Origin of the sequence: Streptomyces sp. CC208A (assembly GCF_030010625.1) — a bacterium.
In the GTDB taxonomy this organism is placed as follows: domain Bacteria; phylum Actinomycetota; class Actinomycetes; order Streptomycetales; family Streptomycetaceae; genus Streptomyces.
In genome coordinates this window covers 99,090-115,553 of sequence record NZ_JASCXN010000013.1, presented here as the reverse complement: position 1 = coordinate 115,553, position 16,464 = coordinate 99,090, and the positions used below count along the sequence as shown (strand labels likewise).

Below are 16,464 nucleotides of genomic sequence, written 5' to 3'. Positions count from 1 at the left end.
GCATGCGAACCCACACCCTCGCGGGGCCCGCGACGCAGGCCCCCGGCACCCTCCCCGCCCGGGAGCACCTGCCGGTGAGCGAAGCGGGACGGCCCGTTCTGGACGTGGTGATCCCCGTCCACAACGAGGAGAAGGACCTGGAGCCCTGCGTCCGCCGGCTCCACGCGCACCTGGCGCGCACCTTCCCGTACGGCTTCCGCGTCACCGTCGCCGACAACGCCTCCACCGACGCCACGCCCGACATCGCCGCCGCCCTCGCCGCCGAGGTGCCCGAGGTGCGGTCCGTACGGCTCGAACAGAAGGGGCGCGGCCGGGCGCTGCGGACCGCGTGGTCGGCCTCCGACGCCCCCGTCCTCGCCTACATGGACGTGGACCTGTCCACCGACCTCAACGCGCTCCTCCCGCTCGTCGCGCCGCTGATCTCCGGCCACTCCGACCTGGCCATAGGGTCCCGGCTCACCCGCTCCTCGCGGGTGGTGCGCGGGCCCAAGCGGGAGTTCGTCTCCCGCGCCTACAACCTGATCCTGCGCGGCTCGCTCGCCGCCCGCTTCTCCGACGCCCAGTGCGGCTTCAAGGCGATCCGGCGGGACGTCGCCGAACGGCTGCTTCCGATGGTCGAGGACACCGGCTGGTTCTTCGACACCGAGATGCTGGTGCTCGCCGAGCGGGCCGGCCTTCGGATCCACGAGGTGCCGGTCGACTGGGTCGACGACCCCGACTCGACCGTGCACATCGTGCGGACCGCCACCGACGACCTGAAGGGCGTGTGGCGGGTCGGGCGGGCGCTCGCGACCGGCTCGCTGCCGCTGGACCGGCTCGCCCGGCCCTTCGGCGACGACCCGCGCGACCGCGCCCTCTCCGGGGTCCCCGGCGGCCTCGCCCGCCAACTGGTCGGGTTCTGCGCGGTCGGCGTGGCGTCCACGCTCTTCTACCTCGCGCTCTACTCCCTCTTCCGGCTCGGCACCGGCGCCCAGTCCGCCAACGCCGCCGCCCTCCTCGTCTCCGCCGTCGCCAACACGGCCGCCAACCGCCGCCTCACCTTCGGTGTCCGGGGCCGCGACCGGGCCGTCCGCCACCAGGCGCAGGGCCTGGTGGTCTTCGCCATCGGCCTCGCCCTGACAAGTGGATCGCTCGCCGCGCTCGGGGCGGCGACCGGCGACCCGGCGCACTCCACCGAACTCGCCGTGCTCGTCGTCGCCAACCTCGCCGCGACCGTGCTGCGCTTCCTGCTCTTCCGGCTCTGGGTCTTCCCGGAGCGCCGACAGACCACGGGGGACCCCCGATGACCGCGACCGCCCCGACCCCGGCCGCCGGGGAGACCCGCCTCGTACGGCTCTGGCGCGGCCGGCCCGAGGACGCCCCCTGGGCGCGCCCCGCCCTCCTCGGCCTGCTCGCCGTCACCACCGCGCTCTACCTGTGGAACCTGAGCGCCTCCGGCTACGCCAACTCCTTCTACTCGGCGGCCGTCCAGGCCGGCGGCGAGAGCTGGAAGGCGTTCTTCTTCGGCTCGCTCGACGCCGCCAACGCCATCACCGTCGACAAGCCGCCGGCCGCGCTCTGGCCGATGGCGCTCTCCGTCCGCCTCTTCGGCCTCGGCTCCTGGCAGATCCTGGTGCCCGAGGTGCTGATGGGCGTGGCCACGGTCGCCGTCCTGTACGCGGCCGTCCGCCGCCGCTTCGGCGCGGGCGCCGGCCTGATCGCGGGCGCGGTGCTCGCGCTGACGCCGGTCGCCGCGCTGATGTTCCGCTTCAACAACCCGGACGCGCTGCTCGCGCTGCTCATGACGGTGGCCGTGTACGCGGTGCTGCGGGCCCTGGAGCAGGCCGAGGGCGGAACGAAGTGGCTGGTGGGGGCGGGGGTCGCGTTCGGGCTCGCGTTCCTGACGAAGACCCTCCAGGCCTTCCTGATCCTGCCGCCGCTCGCGCTCGTGTACGCGGTGTGCGCCCCGGCCCGGCCGCTGAAGCGGTTCGGACAGCTGGGCCTCGCCGGGCTCGCGCTGCTCGCCTCCGGCGGCTGGTGGGTCGCGCTCGTCGAGCTCTGGCCGGCGGCCTCGCGCCCGTACGTCGGCGGCTCGCAGAACAACAGCTTCCTGGAGCTGACCTTCGGCTACAACGGCCTCGGCCGGATCAACGGCAACGAGGTCGGCAGCGTCGGCGGCGGAGGCGGCGGCATGGGCGGGCCCGGCGGCGGGCAGGGCGGCCGCTGGGGCGAGACCGGGCTGCTGCGCATGTTCGACGACTCCAACGGCGGCCAGATCTCCTGGCTCCTCCCGGCCGCGCTGCTCCTGCTCCTCGCCGGACTCGTCGTCACCCGGAAGGCGCCGCGCACGGACACGGCCCGGGCCGCGTTCCTGGCGTGGGGCGGGTCGCTGCTGATGACGCTGGGCGTCTTCAGCTTCATGGCCGGCATCTTCCACGAGTACTACACGGTGGCCCTGGCCCCGTACCTCGCCGCCCTGATCGGCATGGGCGCGGCGGTGCTGTGGGAGGAGCGGACGGCGCCGCTCGCCTCGGCGGGCCTCGCGGTCGTGGTGGGCGCGACGGCCTGGTGGGGGTGGGTGCTGCTCGGCCGTACGCCGGACCACCTGCCGTGGCTGCGCTGGGCGGTGCTCGCCGTGGGCGCGGTCGCCGCGCTCGGGCTGCTCCTCGCGGGCCGGACCGGCCGGCGCCTCGGCCTCGCCGCGGCGGGACTCGGCCTGGCGGCCGGACTCGCGGGCCCCTTCGCGTACACCCTGGAGACGCTCTCCACCGGCCACCAGGGCTCCATCGTCACGGCGGGCCCCTCGGGCGCGGGCCCGCGCATGGACGGGGGCGGCCGACGTACGGACGGAGGCGTGCGGCCCCCGAACGGCATGCAGCCCCCGAACGGTACGCAGCCCCCGAACGGTTTCCCGGGAGGCGGCCAGAACCGAAACGGCCGACAGCCCCCCGCCTTCGGCGAACGCGCAGGCGGCGGTGGCGGTGGCGGCGGCATGGCCGGTCTCCTCAACGGCGCCAGTGTCGGTACGGAGGCGAAGGCGAAGCTGCTTCAGGACGCCGACGCGTACACCTGGGCCGCCGCCGCGATCGGCGCCCAGAACGCGGCCAGTTACCAGCTCGCCACCGAGAAGCCGGTCATGGCGATCGGCGGCTTCAACGGCAGCGACCCGTCCCCGACCCTCGCCCGGTTCAAGCAGTACGTCGCCGAAGGCCGGATCCACTACTTCATCGGCGGAGGCGGAGGCGGAGGCGGAGGCATGGGCGGGCCTGGCGGCAGCTCCGAGATCAGCACCTGGGTCCAGGAGAACTTCACCCCCACCACCGTCGGCAACGCCACCTTCTACGACCTGACCGCCCCGAAGAAATAACCGCTATACAGCGTACGAGACCTCCTATACGGTGTACGAGCCTTGAAGCTCGTACACCGTATAGGAGTCTCCATGACAGCCACGCCCACGGCCACGCCCGTGGCGACCGGCGGCCACCCCCAGCGCTGGCTGATCCTCGGCGTCATCTGTCTCGCCCAGCTCACCGTGCTCCTCGACAACACCGTCCTCAGCGTCGCCATCCCCTCGCTGACCACGGAGCTGCACGCCTCCACCAGCGACATCCAGTGGATGATCAACGCCTACTCGCTCGTCCAGTCCGGCCTTCTCCTCACCGCCGGCAACGCGGCCGACCGCTACGGCCGCAAGAAGCTGCTCGCCGTCGGTCTCGCGCTCTTCGGCCTCGGCTCGCTCGCCGCCGGTCTGGCGGGTTCCACCGGCCAGCTGATCGCCGCCCGCGCGGGCATGGGCGTCGGCGGCGCGCTCCTGATGACCACCACGCTCGCCGTCGTCATGCAGATCTTCGACGACTCCGAGCGCGTGAAGGCCATCGCGCTCTGGGCCACCGTCAGCTCGCTCGGCTTCGCCGCCGGACCGCTGATCGGCGGCGCGATCCTCGACCACTTCTGGTGGGGGATGATCTTCCTGATCAACATCCCGGTCGCCGTCATCGGCCTGGTCGCGGTCCTCAAACTGGTCCCCGAGTCGAAGAACCCCCAGGGCGACCGCCCCGACCTGCTCGGCGCACTGCTCTCCACCGTCGGCATGACCGCCGCCGTGTACGCGATCATCACCGGCCCGGAGCACGGCTGGACCTCCGCCGAGGTGCTGGTCCCGGCCGCGCTCGGCGTCGCCGTCCTCGCCGCGTTCGCGCTGTGGGAGCTGCGGACCCCGTACCCGATGCTCGACATGCACTTCTTCCGCAACCAGAAGTTCGTGGGCGCGGTCGCCGGCGCCATCCTGGTGATGTTCGGGATGGGCGGCTCGCTGTTCCTGCTCACCCAGCACCTCCAGTTCGTGCTCGGGTACGAGCCGCTGGAGGCGGGGCTGCGGATGGCGCCGCTGGCGCTGACCATCGTGGTCCTCAACCTCAGCGGCGTCGGCCCGCGGATCGTGACGAAGCTCGGCACCCCGCTCACCGTGACGGTCGGCATGACGCTGGTCGCGGCCGGGCTCGCCTCGATCGCCCTGCTCGGCGGCGGCGCGGAGGGCACGTACGGGGGCATGCTCCTCGGCCTGGTCCTCATGGGCACCGGCCTCGCCGTCTCCAACCCGGCCATGGCGAACGCGATCATGAGCGCGATCCCGCCGGAGAAGGCGGGCGTGGGCGCGGGCGTCAACGGCACGCTCGCCGAGTTCGGCAACGGCCTCGGCGTCGCCGTCCTCGGCGCCGTCCTCAACGCCCGCTTCGCCGTCCTCGTCACCGTCACCGCGGCCTCGCTCCCGGCGGCCCTGGCCGCGGCGGGCAGCGACACCGAACGGGCGGCGATCTCCGACGCCTTCGCCTCCGGGCTCCAGACCAGCCAGCTGGTCGGCGCGGTCGCCGTCCTCGTCGGCGGTCTCCTCGCCGCCCTCCTCCTCAAGCGGGCCGAGCGAGCCGAGCGGGCCGAACGGGCCGAACGGGCCGGGAACGCGGAGCAGCCCGAGGCATCCGAACAGGTCACCGCTGCCTAGCATGGTCCCGACCGCCGACAGACGGAGGACGACCATGGTCAAGGCTGCGGACCGGGAGAAGAACCCGGCAGGCTCCAGCGTCTGGCTGGGGCAGCGGGCCGCCCGCAGCGGCGGCGGCCCCGCCGGGCTCGACCGGGACCGGATCGTGGCCGCCTCGGTGCGGATGCTCGACCGGGACGGACTCGCCAAGCTGTCGATGCGCCGGCTCGCCGCCGAGCTCGGCGTCACCGCGATGTCCCTGTACTGGTACGTGGACACCAAGGACGACATCATCGAGTACGCGATCGACACCGTGTACGGGGAGATCGACCTGGACGCGGTCGCCGCCGGGGCCGACTGGCGGGAGCGGATCCGGACGCTCGCGCTGCACTACCGGCGGATGCTGGTCCGCCACCCGTGGATGTCGCCGTGCGTGGGCCAGTACCTGAACATCGGGCCGAACGCGATCGCCGTCGGCGCGAGGATCCAGGAGGCGATCCGGGAGACCGGCCTCCCGCTGAGCGGCCAGCCGGGCGCGATGTCGGCGATCTTCCAGTTCGTGTACGGCTACGGGACGATCGAGGCGCAGTTCGAGCGGCGCGCGGCCGAGGCCGGGATGTCGCAGGACGCCTTCTACTCCGACGCCGTCACCGCCTTCCGCGACGACCCTCAGTTCCGCGAGGCGCTGGAGCCGCTGACGGAGATCCTCGACGAGCGGGCCTCGCACGGCTCCATGAGCGCCATCTGGGAGCGGGACTTCGCCTATGCCCTCGACATCCTGGTCGCGGGGATCGAGGCGATGGTGGCCCGGGAGGGTTCGGAAAACCCGCAGACATGACGGAGCGGCGGGCCGTCCCCTGCCCGCCGCTCCGTCCGCACCCGGCCGCGCCTCCGCTCGAAGCACGCCCGGGAGACCTCATGACTGACTGGACGCCGTGCTGCTCTTCAGCGCGACCTCCTTGATGAACAGCGTCACCAGGAAGGCGAGCAGCGCGAACGGCGCCGAGTAGAGGAAGACGTCGCCGACGCCGTGCCCGTACGCGCTCTCCATCACCGTACGGATCGGGGCGGGCAGCTTGGCCATGTCGGGGATGCCGCCGCCGGTGCCGCCCTGGCCCATCGCCGCCGCGGCCTTCGGGCCGAGCTCGGCGATGCCCTCCTTGACGTAGTCGGTGACCCGGTGGGCCATGACCGCGCCGAGCACCGAGACGCCCATCGCGCCGCCGAGGGAGCGGAAGAAGGTGACGACGGAGGAGGCGGCGCCCAGGTCGGCCGGGGCGACCTGGTTCTGCGTGCAGAGCACCAGGTTCTGCATCATCATGCCGAGGCCGAGGCCGAGGACCGCCATGAAGAGGGCGATGTGCCAGTACGCGGTGTCGTACCGCAGGGTGCCGAGGAGGCCGAGGCCCGCGGTGGCGAGCGCGCCGCCGGCGACCAGCCACGCCTTCCAGCGGCCGGTCTTGGTGATGACCTGGCCGGAGACGGTCGAGGAGACGAAGAGACCGGCGATCATCGGGATGGTGAGGACACCGGACATGGTCGGCGACTCGCCCCGGGCCAGCTGGAAGTACTGGCTGAAGAAGACCGTGCCGGCGAACATCGCGACGCCGACGAAGAGCGAGGCGAGCGAGGCGAGGGTGATGGTCCGGTTGCGGAAGAGGCGCAGCGGGATGATCGGCTCGGACGCCCGGGACTCGACGAGCACGAAGACCGCGCCGAGCAGGACCGAGCCGGCGACCATGACGGCGGTCTGCCAGGACATCCAGTCGTACTTGTCACCGGCGAAGGTGACCCAGACGAGGAGCAGGGAGACGGCGGCGCTGATGAAGAAGGCGCCGGCCCAGTCGACCTTGACCTCGCGCTTCACGACGGGCAGCTTGAGGGTCTTCTGGAGGACGATCAGGGCGATGACCGCGAACGGCACGCCGACGTAGAAGCACCAGCGCCAGCCGAGCCACTCGGTGTCGGTGATGACACCGCCGAGCAGCGGGCCGCCGACGGTGGCGACGGCGAAGACCGCGCCGAGGTAGCCGCTGTAGCGGCCGCGCTCGCGGGGGGAGATCATCGCGGCGAGGATGATCTGGGAGAGGGCGGTGAGACCGCCGACGCCGATGCCCTGGACCACGCGGCAGGCGATGAGCATGCCGCTGGACTGGGAGAGACCGGCGACGATCGAGCCCGCCGCGTAGATGACCAGGGATATCTGGATGAGCAGCTTCTTGGAGAAGAGGTCGGCCAGCTTGCCCCAGAGCGGGGTGGTGGCGGTCATCGAGAGCAGGGTCGCGGTGACGACCCAGGTGTAGGCGGACTGGCCGCCGCCCAGGTCGGTGATGATCCGGGGGAGGGCGTTGGAGACGATCGTCGAGGACAGGATGGCGACGAACATGCCGAGCAGCAGCCCGGAGAGCGCCTCCATGATCTGACGGTGCGTCATGGGGGGCGTGGAGTCCCCGCGTTCGGCCGGGGCGCCCCGCACACCGGTGTCGGGTGTGGTCGTAGCCATGAAGTTCCTCTGGTCTCAAGCGCGGTCAGGCGTGGGTGGCCCGGCAGTCCCCGAAGGAGTCGCGGAGGCGGGCGAGCAGGGTGGTGAGCAGCGCGACGTCGTCGTCGGACCACTCCGAGAGGTGGCGGGTGAAGGCCTCGGTGACCCGCCGGTCGAGTTCGGCGAGCATCGCGACGCCGTCGGTGGTGAGCCGCAGGATGCGGGAGCGGCCGTCGTCGGGGTCGGGCAGGCGCTCGACCCAGCCGCGGTCCACGGTGTGCGCCACGTGGCGGCTGCACACCGACATGTCCACGGCCATGAGCTCGGCCAGCCGGCTCATCCGCATGTCGTCGTGGGCCTTGAGCAGGGCGAGGACGGCCGCGGAGGCCCCCTGGCAGTCGCTGGGGAGGACGCGGGCGAGGCCGCGTTTCACCGCCCCGAACGCGCTCACCGCGCGGGCGAGCTCCTCGTAGCGGCTCCGCGCTTCCATCGTGCGCCTCCTGTCGAGCTTGTTGCTTAGGGCAACCATAGGGATAGATGGTTGCTTCAGGCAAGCTAAATCGGTCAAACAGCGCTAAAGAATCGGCAAAGGGCGGGCAGTGGCCACGTTCGGAGCGGGCCGCGAACCAGGGGCGGGGGCGTCGGCGGCTCGATACTCTGGCCGGGCACCCCAGGAGGTCGGATCGTGGCCGTCAACCCCCAGCACTTGGAGCTTTTCGCCGAAGCTCAGCGGATCGCCCCGAAGAGCATGAAGGTGGAGTACACCGACGGGACGATCATCATGCAGGCGTCGCCCTCGGCCCCGCACGAGCTCAACCTCACGAAGATCCGCGCGCAGTTCGACCGTCACGTGCCGCAGGGCGCGGTCCCCGTCGGCAATATCGACTTGGTGTCGGCGAACATCACGAAGGCACGGAATCCGGATCTGACCTACCTGCCCGAGGACGCGCTGGAGACGGTCAGCGGCAAGATCCCCGCCGACCTCGCTCTCCTCGCGGTGGAGGTGGTGTCCCCGTCGAATCCGGAGAACGACTGGGTGGGCAAGCTGCGCGACTACCCGGTCATGGGCGTCCCCCTGTATCTGATCGTCGATCCCCGGCAGAAGACCGTCACTCTCTTCAGCCGCCCCGACGCCACCCGGTACCACCGGCGGGAGGACATCGCCTTCGGCGAGCAGATCCCCATCCCCGACCCCTTCGGATTCGACCTGGACACCTCGGTCCTGCGCCCGTACTGAGGGCGTGCGGCGAGCCCGCACCAGAGGTCGGCGCCTTGCGGGCTCCCCGTGAAGACCTCCCGCGCCCCACTGGACCCGGAGCGGGCCGAGTTCGCTAAGGTCTGGCCCATGTCACACAACCCCCAAGCACCGTACGGCCAGGGCCCGGCGAACGACGGCGGCTACGACCCCGCCGGCAGCACCCAGATGTTCCGCGCCTTCGTCGACGAGGGCCCCCAGCACCAGCCGCAGCAGGCAGCGGCCGCCTCCAGCGGCCCGCGCGTCGGCGTGATCGCCGCCGTGATCGTCGCGATCGCGGTCGTGGCGGGCGTGGCCTGGCTCGCGCTGGGCTGACGCGTATCGGCGAGGGGGCGGCGGCAGGCGTACGCAGCGGGTGCGGGTGCGGGTGCGGGTGCGGGTGCGGGCGCGCGCGGCGCGACCGCAAGCGCCGCCGTCGGCTCGACGTCCCCACGTGATCCGTACGACGACGGCACCACTCGCGAGTGGACCACCTCCGCCGGTCCACTCGCCCGATGGTGCGTCCCGCGCGTCCCCCGAGTGACGGCGTCCTCACCCGCTCAGGCCGTCGACCTCGCGCACGGCGTCGGCGATGGCGCGGAACTCCTTGCTCACGATCCTGTCGTGGTTGCTCGCGACCTTGGCGCTGATCCGGATGTGCGGGTTGCGAGCGGTGACGCCGTCGAGGCTCGCGCGGATCCGCTCCTGCTCGTCGCCGCGGCTGCCGAGGGAGGTGCCCGAGGCGACGACGTACCGCGTGGGGACGGTGACGCGGTCGAGTACGGGGCCGAGTTCGCGCGCGCGGCCGATCCGGCCGATCTCGATGTTGCAGGCCGCCATCTCCTCGGGCGTCATGCGCGGTACGAGGCCGGTCAGGCGCAGCAGCGGCGCGAGCCGGCCGACCCGCCGGAACATCTTGCGGATCCGCTGCTCCATGGCGTCGTCGAGCCAGTCGTACGGGAACGCCCCGTCCACGAGTACGGCGCCGATCGCGCGCTCGGGGTTCCGCGAGGCCCAGTGGGCGCCGAGGAAGGCCCCGTACGACCAGCCCACCAGCAGCGCCCGCTCCACGCCCCGGGCGGCGAGGACGGCGTCGATGTCGCGGACGGCCGCCTCGAAGGAGTAGTCCGCGGACGTCCCCGACTTCTTGCCGCGGGCCCGCTCGTCGTACGTGATGTGCCGCCAGTCCGGACCCAGCTCGGCGATCACCCGCCGCCAGTAACCCTGGGTGGCGAACTGGCCGTTGAGGTAGACCACGGCGACCCGGGGGTCGCCGGTGCCGCCGGTGTCGGTGACGGCGAGGGCGGTGTCGTCGACCGTCACCATGCCGGTCCACGGGGTGGGCTCGTTGCTCATCGCTGCTCTCCCTTTCGCTTTCGGGTGTGTGGGGGGTTCAGAGACTGCGGGCGTCGATGTGCCCGTGGCCGGTGGTGGCGGTGATGGCCAGGCCGGGGGTTCCGTCGCCGTTCCTGAGGGCGTTGAGGACGCGGCCGTAGCCGGTGCCGGCGTCCAGGGAGGCGGAGACCCCGGCGGCGGCGCCGACGGACACGTCCCCCATCTGCGTGCTCAGGACGACCGTGCCGCGGAGGGCCTCGGTGATCCGGATGTCACCCCGGCCCGTCGTGATCTCGGCGGAACCGCTGAGGCGGCCGACCGTCACGTCCCCGCCGGAGGTGGTGACGCGGACGCTCTCGGCCTCGTCGATCCTGACGGCGCCCTGCGCGCCCTCGAAGACGACCTCGCCGAACCGCCCCACGCCCCGGACCTCGGCGCAGGCCGCCGCGGCCTCGACCCGCGAGCCGGCGGGCAGCTGAACGGTGATCTCGACGGCACCGGAGGGCCCGAAGTACTGCTTCTTCGCCGCCGGGGCCCCGATCCGCAGGACCCCGCCCGCGTAACCGACCTCGGTCCGCTCGGCGGCCTTGACGTCCCGGCTCTTCGAACCGTCCGCCGGCAGGACCTCGACGGTGGTGTCGGCCCGGTCGGCGGCGATGAACCGGATGTGTCCCGCGGGGACGTCGAGGACGACCGAGACGGGGGTGGGGGTGTCGAACTTCTGCATCGTTCTCTCCTTCGGCGCGTTGTTTCTGACAACGCAAAAGCTACGTTGCGTTCAAGGAAGCATCAACAGCTTCGTTGCGCAGAAGTGGGATATATGCAGGTAGAGGCGCTAGAATCGTTGCAATGGGGCTGGATCTAACGCAACGAAGGGGTGGCCATTCGTTGCAATGGGAGAAGGTTGAACGCTATAGTCGCGGTCGGAGCAGCAGGAATGGCCGACGAAGGAGACCGCGATGCCGGGCGGCAGACTCACCCAGCAGGAACGCCAGCAGATCGCGCTGGGACTGGCCGACGGCCTCGCCTACGCGGAGATCGCCCGTCGCCTCGACCGTCCCACCTCCACCGTCACCCGCGAGGTGATGCGCAACGGCGGCCCCACCGCCTACCGCGCCGACCTGGCCCACCGCGCCACCGAACAGCGCGCCCACCGCCGCCGGCGGGCCGCCCCCCGGGACACCGGAACACTCCCGCAGGCGCACGGCCGCGACGCCGAGGCGGTACGGGAGTACGAGGAGACGTTCACGACCGTCTTCATGGCGTCGGGCCTGCCCAAGATGACCGCCCGCGTACTGACCTGCCTCTACACCACCGACGCGGGCAGCCTCACCGCGTCCGAACTCGTCCGGCGCCTCCAGGTCAGCCCGGCGTCCGTGTCCAAGGCGATCGCGTTCCTCGAAAGCCAGGGCCTCGTGCGCCGTGAGCGGGACGAACGCCGCCGCGAGCGCTACGTCGTCGACGACGACGTCATGTACCAGTCCACGATCGCCGGCGCCCGCGCCACCGCCCACCTCGGCGAGATCGCCCGCCAGGGCGTCGGCGTCCTGGGCCCGGGAACCCCGGCGGCCCAACGCCTGGAGAACATCGCCCGGTTCGTCGACTTCGTCTCCGAGAGCATTACCCGTGCCGCGGAGCAGGCCCGGGAGGTCCTCCACACGAAGCCGGAGTCGGCGGGGGGCCGCTGAGGTCCGCGGTGCTCATGGCTTCCGGTGAGCTTCCGGTGCGGCCGCCCTCGGACGATTCACAGGCTGTGGACGAAGGTGTCCCAGGCCGTCCGCTCGAACACGACAGCAGGGCCCTCCGGGGCCTTGCTGTCGCGTATGGGGACGCGGTCTGTCGGCCCCGGGGCGATCTCGACGCAGTTGCCGCCGTCGTTGCCGCTGTAGCTGCTCTTGATCCAAGTCGCCTTGCTCAGTTCATGCTGCGCCACAGCGGCGTCCCTTCAGGCTCGGACGGATTCGACGAACGTCGCCCAGGCCGGGGCGGAGAGTACGAGCACCGGCCCGGTGGGCGCCTTGCTGTCACGTACGGGGACGAGGTCGGGGAATCCGGGGGCGATTTCGATGCAGTTGCCGCCGTCGTCGCCGCTGTAGCTGCTCTTGATCCAAGTCGGTGCGTCGAGTTCGTGCCTCTGCATAGTGCTCGTACCCCTTCATGATCTCGCTGATCAGGGCTGCGGACTCGTCAACTGACAGAGTTTTCGCCCGGAGCACATCATAGGTCTGGGAGTGCCGCGCGAAGACGGTTGGATCATCGATGAAATGACCCTGTCCCAGCGATTCCGAGTAGACCCACTCGTGCCCGTCGGGAAGCCTGATCAACGACAACGAGGTGTTGGGGCGGCGGATCTTCGCACGGTCCGAAGGCACAACCTGCACCACGATGTTGGTTTGTTCGCCGACCCGAAGCAGATGCGCGCACTGCTCTCGCATGACGTCCGCATCGCCCACGACGTTTCGCAGGCAGCTTTCGTCCAGTACTGCGATATACAGCGGGCCGTCCTCGGCCAGGAAGCGTTGCTGACGGCTCAGTCGCGCTCGGACTCGATCGTCCACGGCTTCGCCGTTCGACACCCGTGAGAACAGGGCATGTGCGTACTCCTGTGTCTGCAACAAGCCTGGCATCACCTGCACCTGGTACTCCCGCAGCGCGACCGCCTTCGCGTCCATCTCCGCCCGCCGCTCGAACCAGTCCGGATGCTGCACAGCCGGATACCAGTCGATCCGCGCCCACAGCCGCAGCAGCACACCCCCCGTCCCCAACACCTCGTCGCACGCCTTCGCGAATGTGTCCGTCGGCACCCTCTTCGCCGCCTCGACCCGCGCCACCAGCGACCGATCGCAATGCAACTGAAGCGCCAACGCCTGCTGCGTAAGTCCCGCTGACTCCCTGTAGTGCCGGAGGAGTTCGCCGAACATCTCCGCCGTGGTCGCGGCCTCCGTGCCCGCCCTCGTCTCCTGCTGGATCACTCCAACCCCCCTCGTGACAGCAGCCCTTGGCACGCGATCAGCGTTGTGGCCGCCCTCTCCATTGAGCAACGCTGGGAGCACACAGAGTAATCGCCCGATCGGGTGATCGGGCGGGAGTCGGGGAAGGAAAGGGCGACATGGCGGGGTGCACGGGCGCGGAGCCGGGCCGGGGGGACTACCTGTACGACACCGTGGCGCGGATGGTGGGCGAGTACCGGGGGAAGGACGGGCCGTACGCGATGCTGCGGCCCGTCGGCGGCGGGCGCGAGTGGCAGGCGGATCCGGCGTGGGTGCGGCCGGCGACGCGGGACGAGCGGATCACCGCCGGGGTGCGGGCCGTGAACGAGCGGGCGAGCGCGGCGTACGGGCTGACGCGCCCGCCCGTCCCCGTCCCGCACTGCGTCGAGTGCGGCGAGCTCGACGCCGCCCGCACCGCCGCCCGCGCGCGGTTCGACTGGAGCGCCGAGACCGACGCCAACGTCCTCCTGCGCCGCCACCAGGCAGAGGTCCACCCCTGACCTCACTCCCAGGTGGCCGTGACCTTCTGCGTGTCGACGCGCATGCCGAGCGGCACCCGCCAGGAGTCCACGCACACCGTGTACGTCTCCGTCCGCTCCGTCCCGGCGGCGATCGGGGCCGGAAGCGGCTGGCTGGTGGTGACCGTGCCCCAGTCGAGGTCGAGCGCGCCGATGACGTGGGTGGCGAAGGTGACCGTGCCGGAGGTGACGGGGGAACCGCCGGTGTTCCGGAAGGTCACCGTGACCCGCTCGCACCAGCGCCGGTCGGCGTCGGCGGTGACCGGTGCGGAGACGGTGAGCACGGCGGGGCCGGGCGCGGGGGCGCTGGTGGTCGGGCGGGGCGCGGAGGTGGTGGGCGCGGGGCCGGTGGGTGTGGGTGTGGCGCCAGGGGTACGGGAGGGGGCCGGGGTGCCGCCGGACGGCGAGCCGCTGCCGGAGGAGGGGCCGACGGGCGGTGCCCCCGGCTCCGTACGCCCTCCGGAAGCGCCGGCGGAGCCCGTACGGCCGGGGGAACTCGTACCCTTGGTGAGGGAGGGTGAGGGGCTCGGGCCCGCCGGGGAGCCCGGGGAACCGGGGGCGGACGGCCCCGGTGTCTCCGGTCCCCGTCCCGGTGGCGGGGACGAGGTGCTGGAGATGAGGCCGGGCGTCGTCGGGCTGTCCAGGGGGACCAGGGTGACCGCGCCGGAGGGGCCGACCGCGCCGCCGGGGGAGGGGCCGGCGCCGACCGCCGTGTATCCCCCGCCGTCTCCGCTTCCGCAGGCGGTGAGCGCTCCGCCGAGGCAGAGCGCCACCGCCACGAGTACGGGCTGCTTCCTGCGCCTCATGCGCCCCAGTGTGACCGACGTCTCGTCAACAAGGGGAGGATTCGGCGAAGTTCAGTCGGAGATCAGGCCCTCGCGGAGCTGCGCGAGCGTACGGGTCAGGAGGCGCGAGACGTGCATCTGCGAGATGCCGACCTCCTCGCCGATCTGCGACTGGGTCATGTTCGCGAAGAAGCGGAGCATGATGATCTGCCGCTCGCGGGGCGGGAGTTTGGCGAGCAGCGGCTTCAGCGACTCGCGGTACTCGACGCCCTCCAGGGCCGTGTCCTCGTAGCCGAGGCGGTCCGCGAGGGAGCCCTCGCCGCCGTCGTCCTCGGGGGAGGGCGAGTCGAGCGAGGAGGCCGTGTACGCGTTGCCGACCGCGAGGCCGTCGACGACGTCCTCCTCCGACACCCCGAGCGCGGCGGCGAGTTCGGGCACGGTGGGCGAGCGGTCGAGCCGCTGGGCGAGCTCGTCGCCGGCCTTGGTGAGGGCGAGCCGCAGTTCCTGGAGCCGGCGCGGCACCCGCACCGACCAGGAGGTGTCGCGGAAGAAGCGCTTGATCTCGCCGACGACGGTGGGCATGGCGAACGTCGGGAACTCCACGCCCCGTTCGCAGTCGAAGCGGTCGATCGCCTTGATCAGGCCGATGGTGCCGACCTGGACGATGTCCTCCATCGGCTCGTTGCGGGAGCGGAAGCGGGCCGCCGCGTACCGGACGAGGGGGAGGTTCAGCTCGATGAGGGTGTCGCGGACGTAGGTCCGCTCCGGGCTGTCGGCCGCGGCGCCCTCGGTGTCGAGGGCGCGCAGCCGCAGGAACAGGGAGCGGGAGAGGGTGCGGGTGTCGAGGGCTTCCGGGGCGACGGCGGGCGGCGGGGAGGCGGCGGAGACCGGCGGGAGTTCCTCGCTCTCGGCCGCGGTCGCCGCCGTCGTCTGCGTGGGTACGGGCTCGGGCGTGAACCCCGGAACGGGCGTGAGCGTGAGCACCTTCGAGCTGCCCTGTTCTGCGGACATGCCACCCCCTTGAGGTCGCGGACGGTCGCGGTGGCCGCGACCATCGGAGGAACGCAGCCTCCACCTGAATACCGGCGGCGGGGCTGCGGCAAACGCGCTCCCAGCAGAATGTCACATGTCGGCAACACGCTGTAGTGACTTGTCGACAAGGAGAGAGCGCATATCCGCAGGAAACAAGGGGTGTGCGGCATTTGGGGCGCCGGAGGCCGCTCCGAACCGGTCCGAACCGGTCCACCCGTTCCGGTCATGCCTCGATTCTGTTTGCGGATCTCAGCCGGGCGAAGCTGCGGGCGAGGAGCCTTGACACGTGCATCTGGGAGACGCCGAGCTCCTGGCTGATCTGAGACTGCGTCAAGTTGCTGTAGTAGCGCAGCATCAGGATCCGCTGCTCCCGCTCGGGGAGCTGGACGAGCAGGTGCCGGACCAGGTCGCGGTGTTCGACGCCGGCCAGCGCCGGGTCCTCGTACCCGAGCCGGTCGAGCAGCCCGGGCAGCCCGTCGCCCTCCTGCGCGGCCTCCAGGGAGGTGGCGTGGTACGACCGTCCGGCCTCGATGCAGGCGAGCACCTCGTCCTCGCCGATCCGCAGCCGCTCGGCGATCTCGGCGGTGGTGGGGGAGCGCCCGTGAGCCGTCGTCAGGTCCTCGGTGGCGCCGTTCACCTGCACCCACAGCTCGTGCAGCCGGCGCGGCACGTGGACGGTGCGGACGTTGTCGCGGAAGTACCGCTTGATCTCGCCGACGACGGTGGGCATGGCGAAGGTCGGGAACTGCACGCCCCGGTCCGGGTCGAAGCGGTCGATCGCGTTGATGAGCCCGATGGTGCCGACCTGGACGACGTCCTCCATCGGCTCGTTGCGGGAGCGGAAGCGGGCCGCCGCGTACCGCACGAGCGGCAGGTTGGCCTCGATGAGCGCCCCGCGCACCCGGTCGTGCTCGGGCGTCCCCGGCTCCAGCTCCTTCAGCTGCCCGAAGAGCACCTGGGTGAGCGCGCGGGTGTCGGCACCGCGGCTGCTCCGCTCCCGGGACCGGGGGGTGTCCGCGGCCCCGCCCGCCTCGTGCTGGGGCGGGACCTGAGGTGCTGTACTGGCCGGCACGTTCACGCCACCCCTTTGGCTGGTGTAGCTGGTCGACTGGGTCAACTGCGGTCAAGCGG

The 16,464-nt window shown here is 71.7% G+C and carries 18 protein-coding genes; 8 read left to right on the top strand and 10 right to left on the bottom strand.

Annotated elements, in window-relative coordinates; all coding sequences use genetic code 11:
• Positions 1 to 2 precede the first annotated feature (2 nt).
• From QK442_RS16680 to QK442_RS16665, 4 genes are all read left to right on the top strand, one after another.
• Positions 3 to 1,286: a bifunctional glycosyltransferase family 2/GtrA family protein gene (locus QK442_RS16680; RefSeq protein WP_282694725.1), complete on the top strand. Its 1,284-nt coding sequence runs from the start codon at positions 3 to 5 to the stop codon at positions 1,284 to 1,286.
• Positions 1,283 to 3,346, top strand: a complete 2,064-nt coding sequence (locus tag QK442_RS16675; protein WP_282694724.1) for a glycosyltransferase family 39 protein — start codon at positions 1,283 to 1,285, stop codon at positions 3,344 to 3,346. The genes QK442_RS16680 and QK442_RS16675 overlap by 4 nt, the downstream gene beginning before the upstream one ends.
• A gap of 72 nt (positions 3,347 to 3,418) precedes the next feature.
• On the top strand, positions 3,419 to 4,978 hold the full coding sequence (locus QK442_RS16670; RefSeq protein WP_282694723.1) for an MFS transporter: 1,560 nt from the start codon (positions 3,419 to 3,421) through the stop codon (positions 4,976 to 4,978).
• 34 nt (positions 4,979 to 5,012) lie between these two features.
• Positions 5,013 to 5,795, top strand: coding sequence for a TetR/AcrR family transcriptional regulator (locus tag QK442_RS16665; RefSeq protein ID WP_282694722.1), 783 nt, complete (start codon positions 5,013 to 5,015; stop codon positions 5,793 to 5,795).
• A gap of 78 nt (positions 5,796 to 5,873) precedes the next feature.
• On the opposite strand, the gene QK442_RS16660 is transcribed toward QK442_RS16665, so the two are convergent.
• Positions 5,874 to 7,460, bottom strand: a complete 1,587-nt coding sequence (locus QK442_RS16660) for an MDR family MFS transporter (protein ID WP_282694721.1) — start codon at positions 7,458 to 7,460, stop codon at positions 5,874 to 5,876.
• 25 nt (positions 7,461 to 7,485) lie between these two features.
• A complete protein-coding gene (locus QK442_RS16655) occupies positions 7,486 to 7,929 on the bottom strand; it encodes a MarR family transcriptional regulator (RefSeq protein WP_282694720.1) in 444 nt (147 codons plus the stop codon).
• Positions 7,930 to 8,124: 195 nt separating this feature from the next.
• Between QK442_RS16655 and QK442_RS16650 the strand changes: the two genes are divergently transcribed.
• A complete protein-coding gene (locus QK442_RS16650; protein WP_282694719.1) occupies positions 8,125 to 8,676 on the top strand; it encodes a Uma2 family endonuclease in 552 nt (183 codons plus the stop codon).
• A gap of 108 nt (positions 8,677 to 8,784) precedes the next feature.
• Complete coding sequence (locus QK442_RS16645; protein WP_282694718.1) at positions 8,785 to 9,009, top strand: hypothetical protein; 225 nt, start codon at positions 8,785 to 8,787, stop codon at positions 9,007 to 9,009.
• A gap of 216 nt (positions 9,010 to 9,225) precedes the next feature.
• Here the strand turns inward: QK442_RS16645 and QK442_RS16640 are convergent, their stop codons facing one another.
• Together QK442_RS16640 and QK442_RS16635 are read right to left on the bottom strand one after the other, a co-directional pair.
• The gene (locus QK442_RS16640) at positions 9,226 to 10,029 is read right to left on the bottom strand and encodes an alpha/beta fold hydrolase (protein ID WP_282694717.1); all 804 of its coding nucleotides are present in this window, start codon (positions 10,027 to 10,029) and stop codon (positions 9,226 to 9,228) included.
• A 37-nt stretch (positions 10,030 to 10,066) separates the two neighbouring features.
• Positions 10,067 to 10,735, bottom strand: coding sequence for a DUF4097 family beta strand repeat-containing protein (locus tag QK442_RS16635; protein ID WP_282694716.1), 669 nt, complete (start codon positions 10,733 to 10,735; stop codon positions 10,067 to 10,069).
• A gap of 232 nt (positions 10,736 to 10,967) precedes the next feature.
• Between QK442_RS16635 and QK442_RS16630 the strand changes: the two genes are divergently transcribed.
• Complete coding sequence (locus tag QK442_RS16630) at positions 10,968 to 11,696, top strand: helix-turn-helix domain-containing protein (protein ID WP_282694715.1); 729 nt, start codon at positions 10,968 to 10,970, stop codon at positions 11,694 to 11,696.
• Between the two features lie 56 nt (positions 11,697 to 11,752).
• On the opposite strand, the gene QK442_RS16625 is transcribed toward QK442_RS16630, so the two are convergent.
• Genes QK442_RS16625 through QK442_RS16615 form a run of 3 tightly spaced genes read right to left on the bottom strand, consistent with a single transcriptional unit; the run spans position 11,753 to position 12,929 of the window.
• Positions 11,753 to 11,941, bottom strand: a complete 189-nt coding sequence (locus QK442_RS16625; RefSeq protein ID WP_282694714.1) for a DUF397 domain-containing protein — start codon at positions 11,939 to 11,941, stop codon at positions 11,753 to 11,755.
• Positions 11,942 to 11,953: 12 nt separating this feature from the next.
• Complete coding sequence (locus QK442_RS16620; protein WP_282694781.1) at positions 11,954 to 12,070, bottom strand: DUF397 domain-containing protein; 117 nt, start codon at positions 12,068 to 12,070, stop codon at positions 11,954 to 11,956.
• Entirely contained in the window at positions 12,033 to 12,929 is an 897-nt protein-coding gene (locus QK442_RS16615; RefSeq protein ID WP_282694780.1) for a helix-turn-helix transcriptional regulator, read from the bottom strand. The genes QK442_RS16620 and QK442_RS16615 overlap by 38 nt, the downstream gene beginning before the upstream one ends.
• A 188-nt stretch (positions 12,930 to 13,117) precedes the next feature.
• Between QK442_RS16615 and QK442_RS16610 the strand changes: the two genes are divergently transcribed.
• A complete protein-coding gene (locus QK442_RS16610) occupies positions 13,118 to 13,498 on the top strand; it encodes a hypothetical protein (RefSeq protein WP_282694713.1) in 381 nt (126 codons plus the stop codon).
• A 2-nt stretch (positions 13,499 to 13,500) separates the two neighbouring features.
• Here QK442_RS16610 and QK442_RS16605 read toward each other — a convergent pair whose 3' ends face one another.
• From QK442_RS16605 to QK442_RS16595, 3 genes are all read right to left on the bottom strand, one after another.
• Positions 13,501 to 14,322, bottom strand: a complete 822-nt coding sequence (locus QK442_RS16605) for a hypothetical protein (protein WP_282694712.1) — start codon at positions 14,320 to 14,322, stop codon at positions 13,501 to 13,503.
• Positions 14,323 to 14,373: 51 nt separating this feature from the next.
• Positions 14,374 to 15,312 carry an RNA polymerase sigma factor SigF gene (locus tag QK442_RS16600; RefSeq protein ID WP_282694711.1) on the bottom strand — a complete coding sequence of 313 codons (939 nt, stop codon included), beginning with the start codon at positions 15,310 to 15,312 and terminating at the stop codon, positions 14,374 to 14,376.
• Between the two features lie 244 nt (positions 15,313 to 15,556).
• Positions 15,557 to 16,411: an RNA polymerase sigma factor SigF gene (locus tag QK442_RS16595; RefSeq protein WP_282694710.1), complete on the bottom strand. Its 855-nt coding sequence runs from the start codon at positions 16,409 to 16,411 to the stop codon at positions 15,557 to 15,559.
• Positions 16,412 to 16,464 lie beyond the last annotated feature (53 nt).

Bases quoted from the DNA above. Each gene is read 5' to 3' on its own strand.
- QK442_RS16605 (WP_282694712.1), bottom strand. From the start codon at position 14,322: ATGAGGCGCAGGAAGCAGCCCGTACTCGTGGCGGTGGCGCTCTGCCTC.
- QK442_RS16680 (WP_282694725.1), top strand. From the start codon at position 3: ATGCGAACCCACACCCTCGCGGGGCCCGCGACGCAGGCCCCCGGCACC.
- QK442_RS16670 (WP_282694723.1), top strand. From the start codon at position 3,419: ATGACAGCCACGCCCACGGCCACGCCCGTGGCGACCGGCGGCCACCCC.
- QK442_RS16615 (WP_282694780.1), bottom strand. From the start codon at position 12,929: ATGTTCGGCGAACTCCTCCGGCACTACAGGGAGTCAGCGGGACTTACG.
- QK442_RS16630 (WP_282694715.1), top strand. From the start codon at position 10,968: ATGCCGGGCGGCAGACTCACCCAGCAGGAACGCCAGCAGATCGCGCTG.
- QK442_RS16675 (WP_282694724.1), top strand. From the start codon at position 1,283: ATGACCGCGACCGCCCCGACCCCGGCCGCCGGGGAGACCCGCCTCGTA.
- QK442_RS16655 (WP_282694720.1), bottom strand. From the start codon at position 7,929: ATGGAAGCGCGGAGCCGCTACGAGGAGCTCGCCCGCGCGGTGAGCGCG.
- QK442_RS16660 (WP_282694721.1), bottom strand. From the start codon at position 7,460: ATGGCTACGACCACACCCGACACCGGTGTGCGGGGCGCCCCGGCCGAA.
- QK442_RS16665 (WP_282694722.1), top strand. From the start codon at position 5,013: ATGGTCAAGGCTGCGGACCGGGAGAAGAACCCGGCAGGCTCCAGCGTC.
- QK442_RS16640 (WP_282694717.1), bottom strand. From the start codon at position 10,029: ATGAGCAACGAGCCCACCCCGTGGACCGGCATGGTGACGGTCGACGAC.
- QK442_RS16645 (WP_282694718.1), top strand. From the start codon at position 8,785: ATGTCACACAACCCCCAAGCACCGTACGGCCAGGGCCCGGCGAACGAC.
- QK442_RS16610 (WP_282694713.1), top strand. From the start codon at position 13,118: ATGGCGGGGTGCACGGGCGCGGAGCCGGGCCGGGGGGACTACCTGTAC.
- QK442_RS16635 (WP_282694716.1), bottom strand. From the start codon at position 10,735: ATGCAGAAGTTCGACACCCCCACCCCCGTCTCGGTCGTCCTCGACGTC.
- QK442_RS16600 (WP_282694711.1), bottom strand. From the start codon at position 15,312: ATGTCCGCAGAACAGGGCAGCTCGAAGGTGCTCACGCTCACGCCCGTT.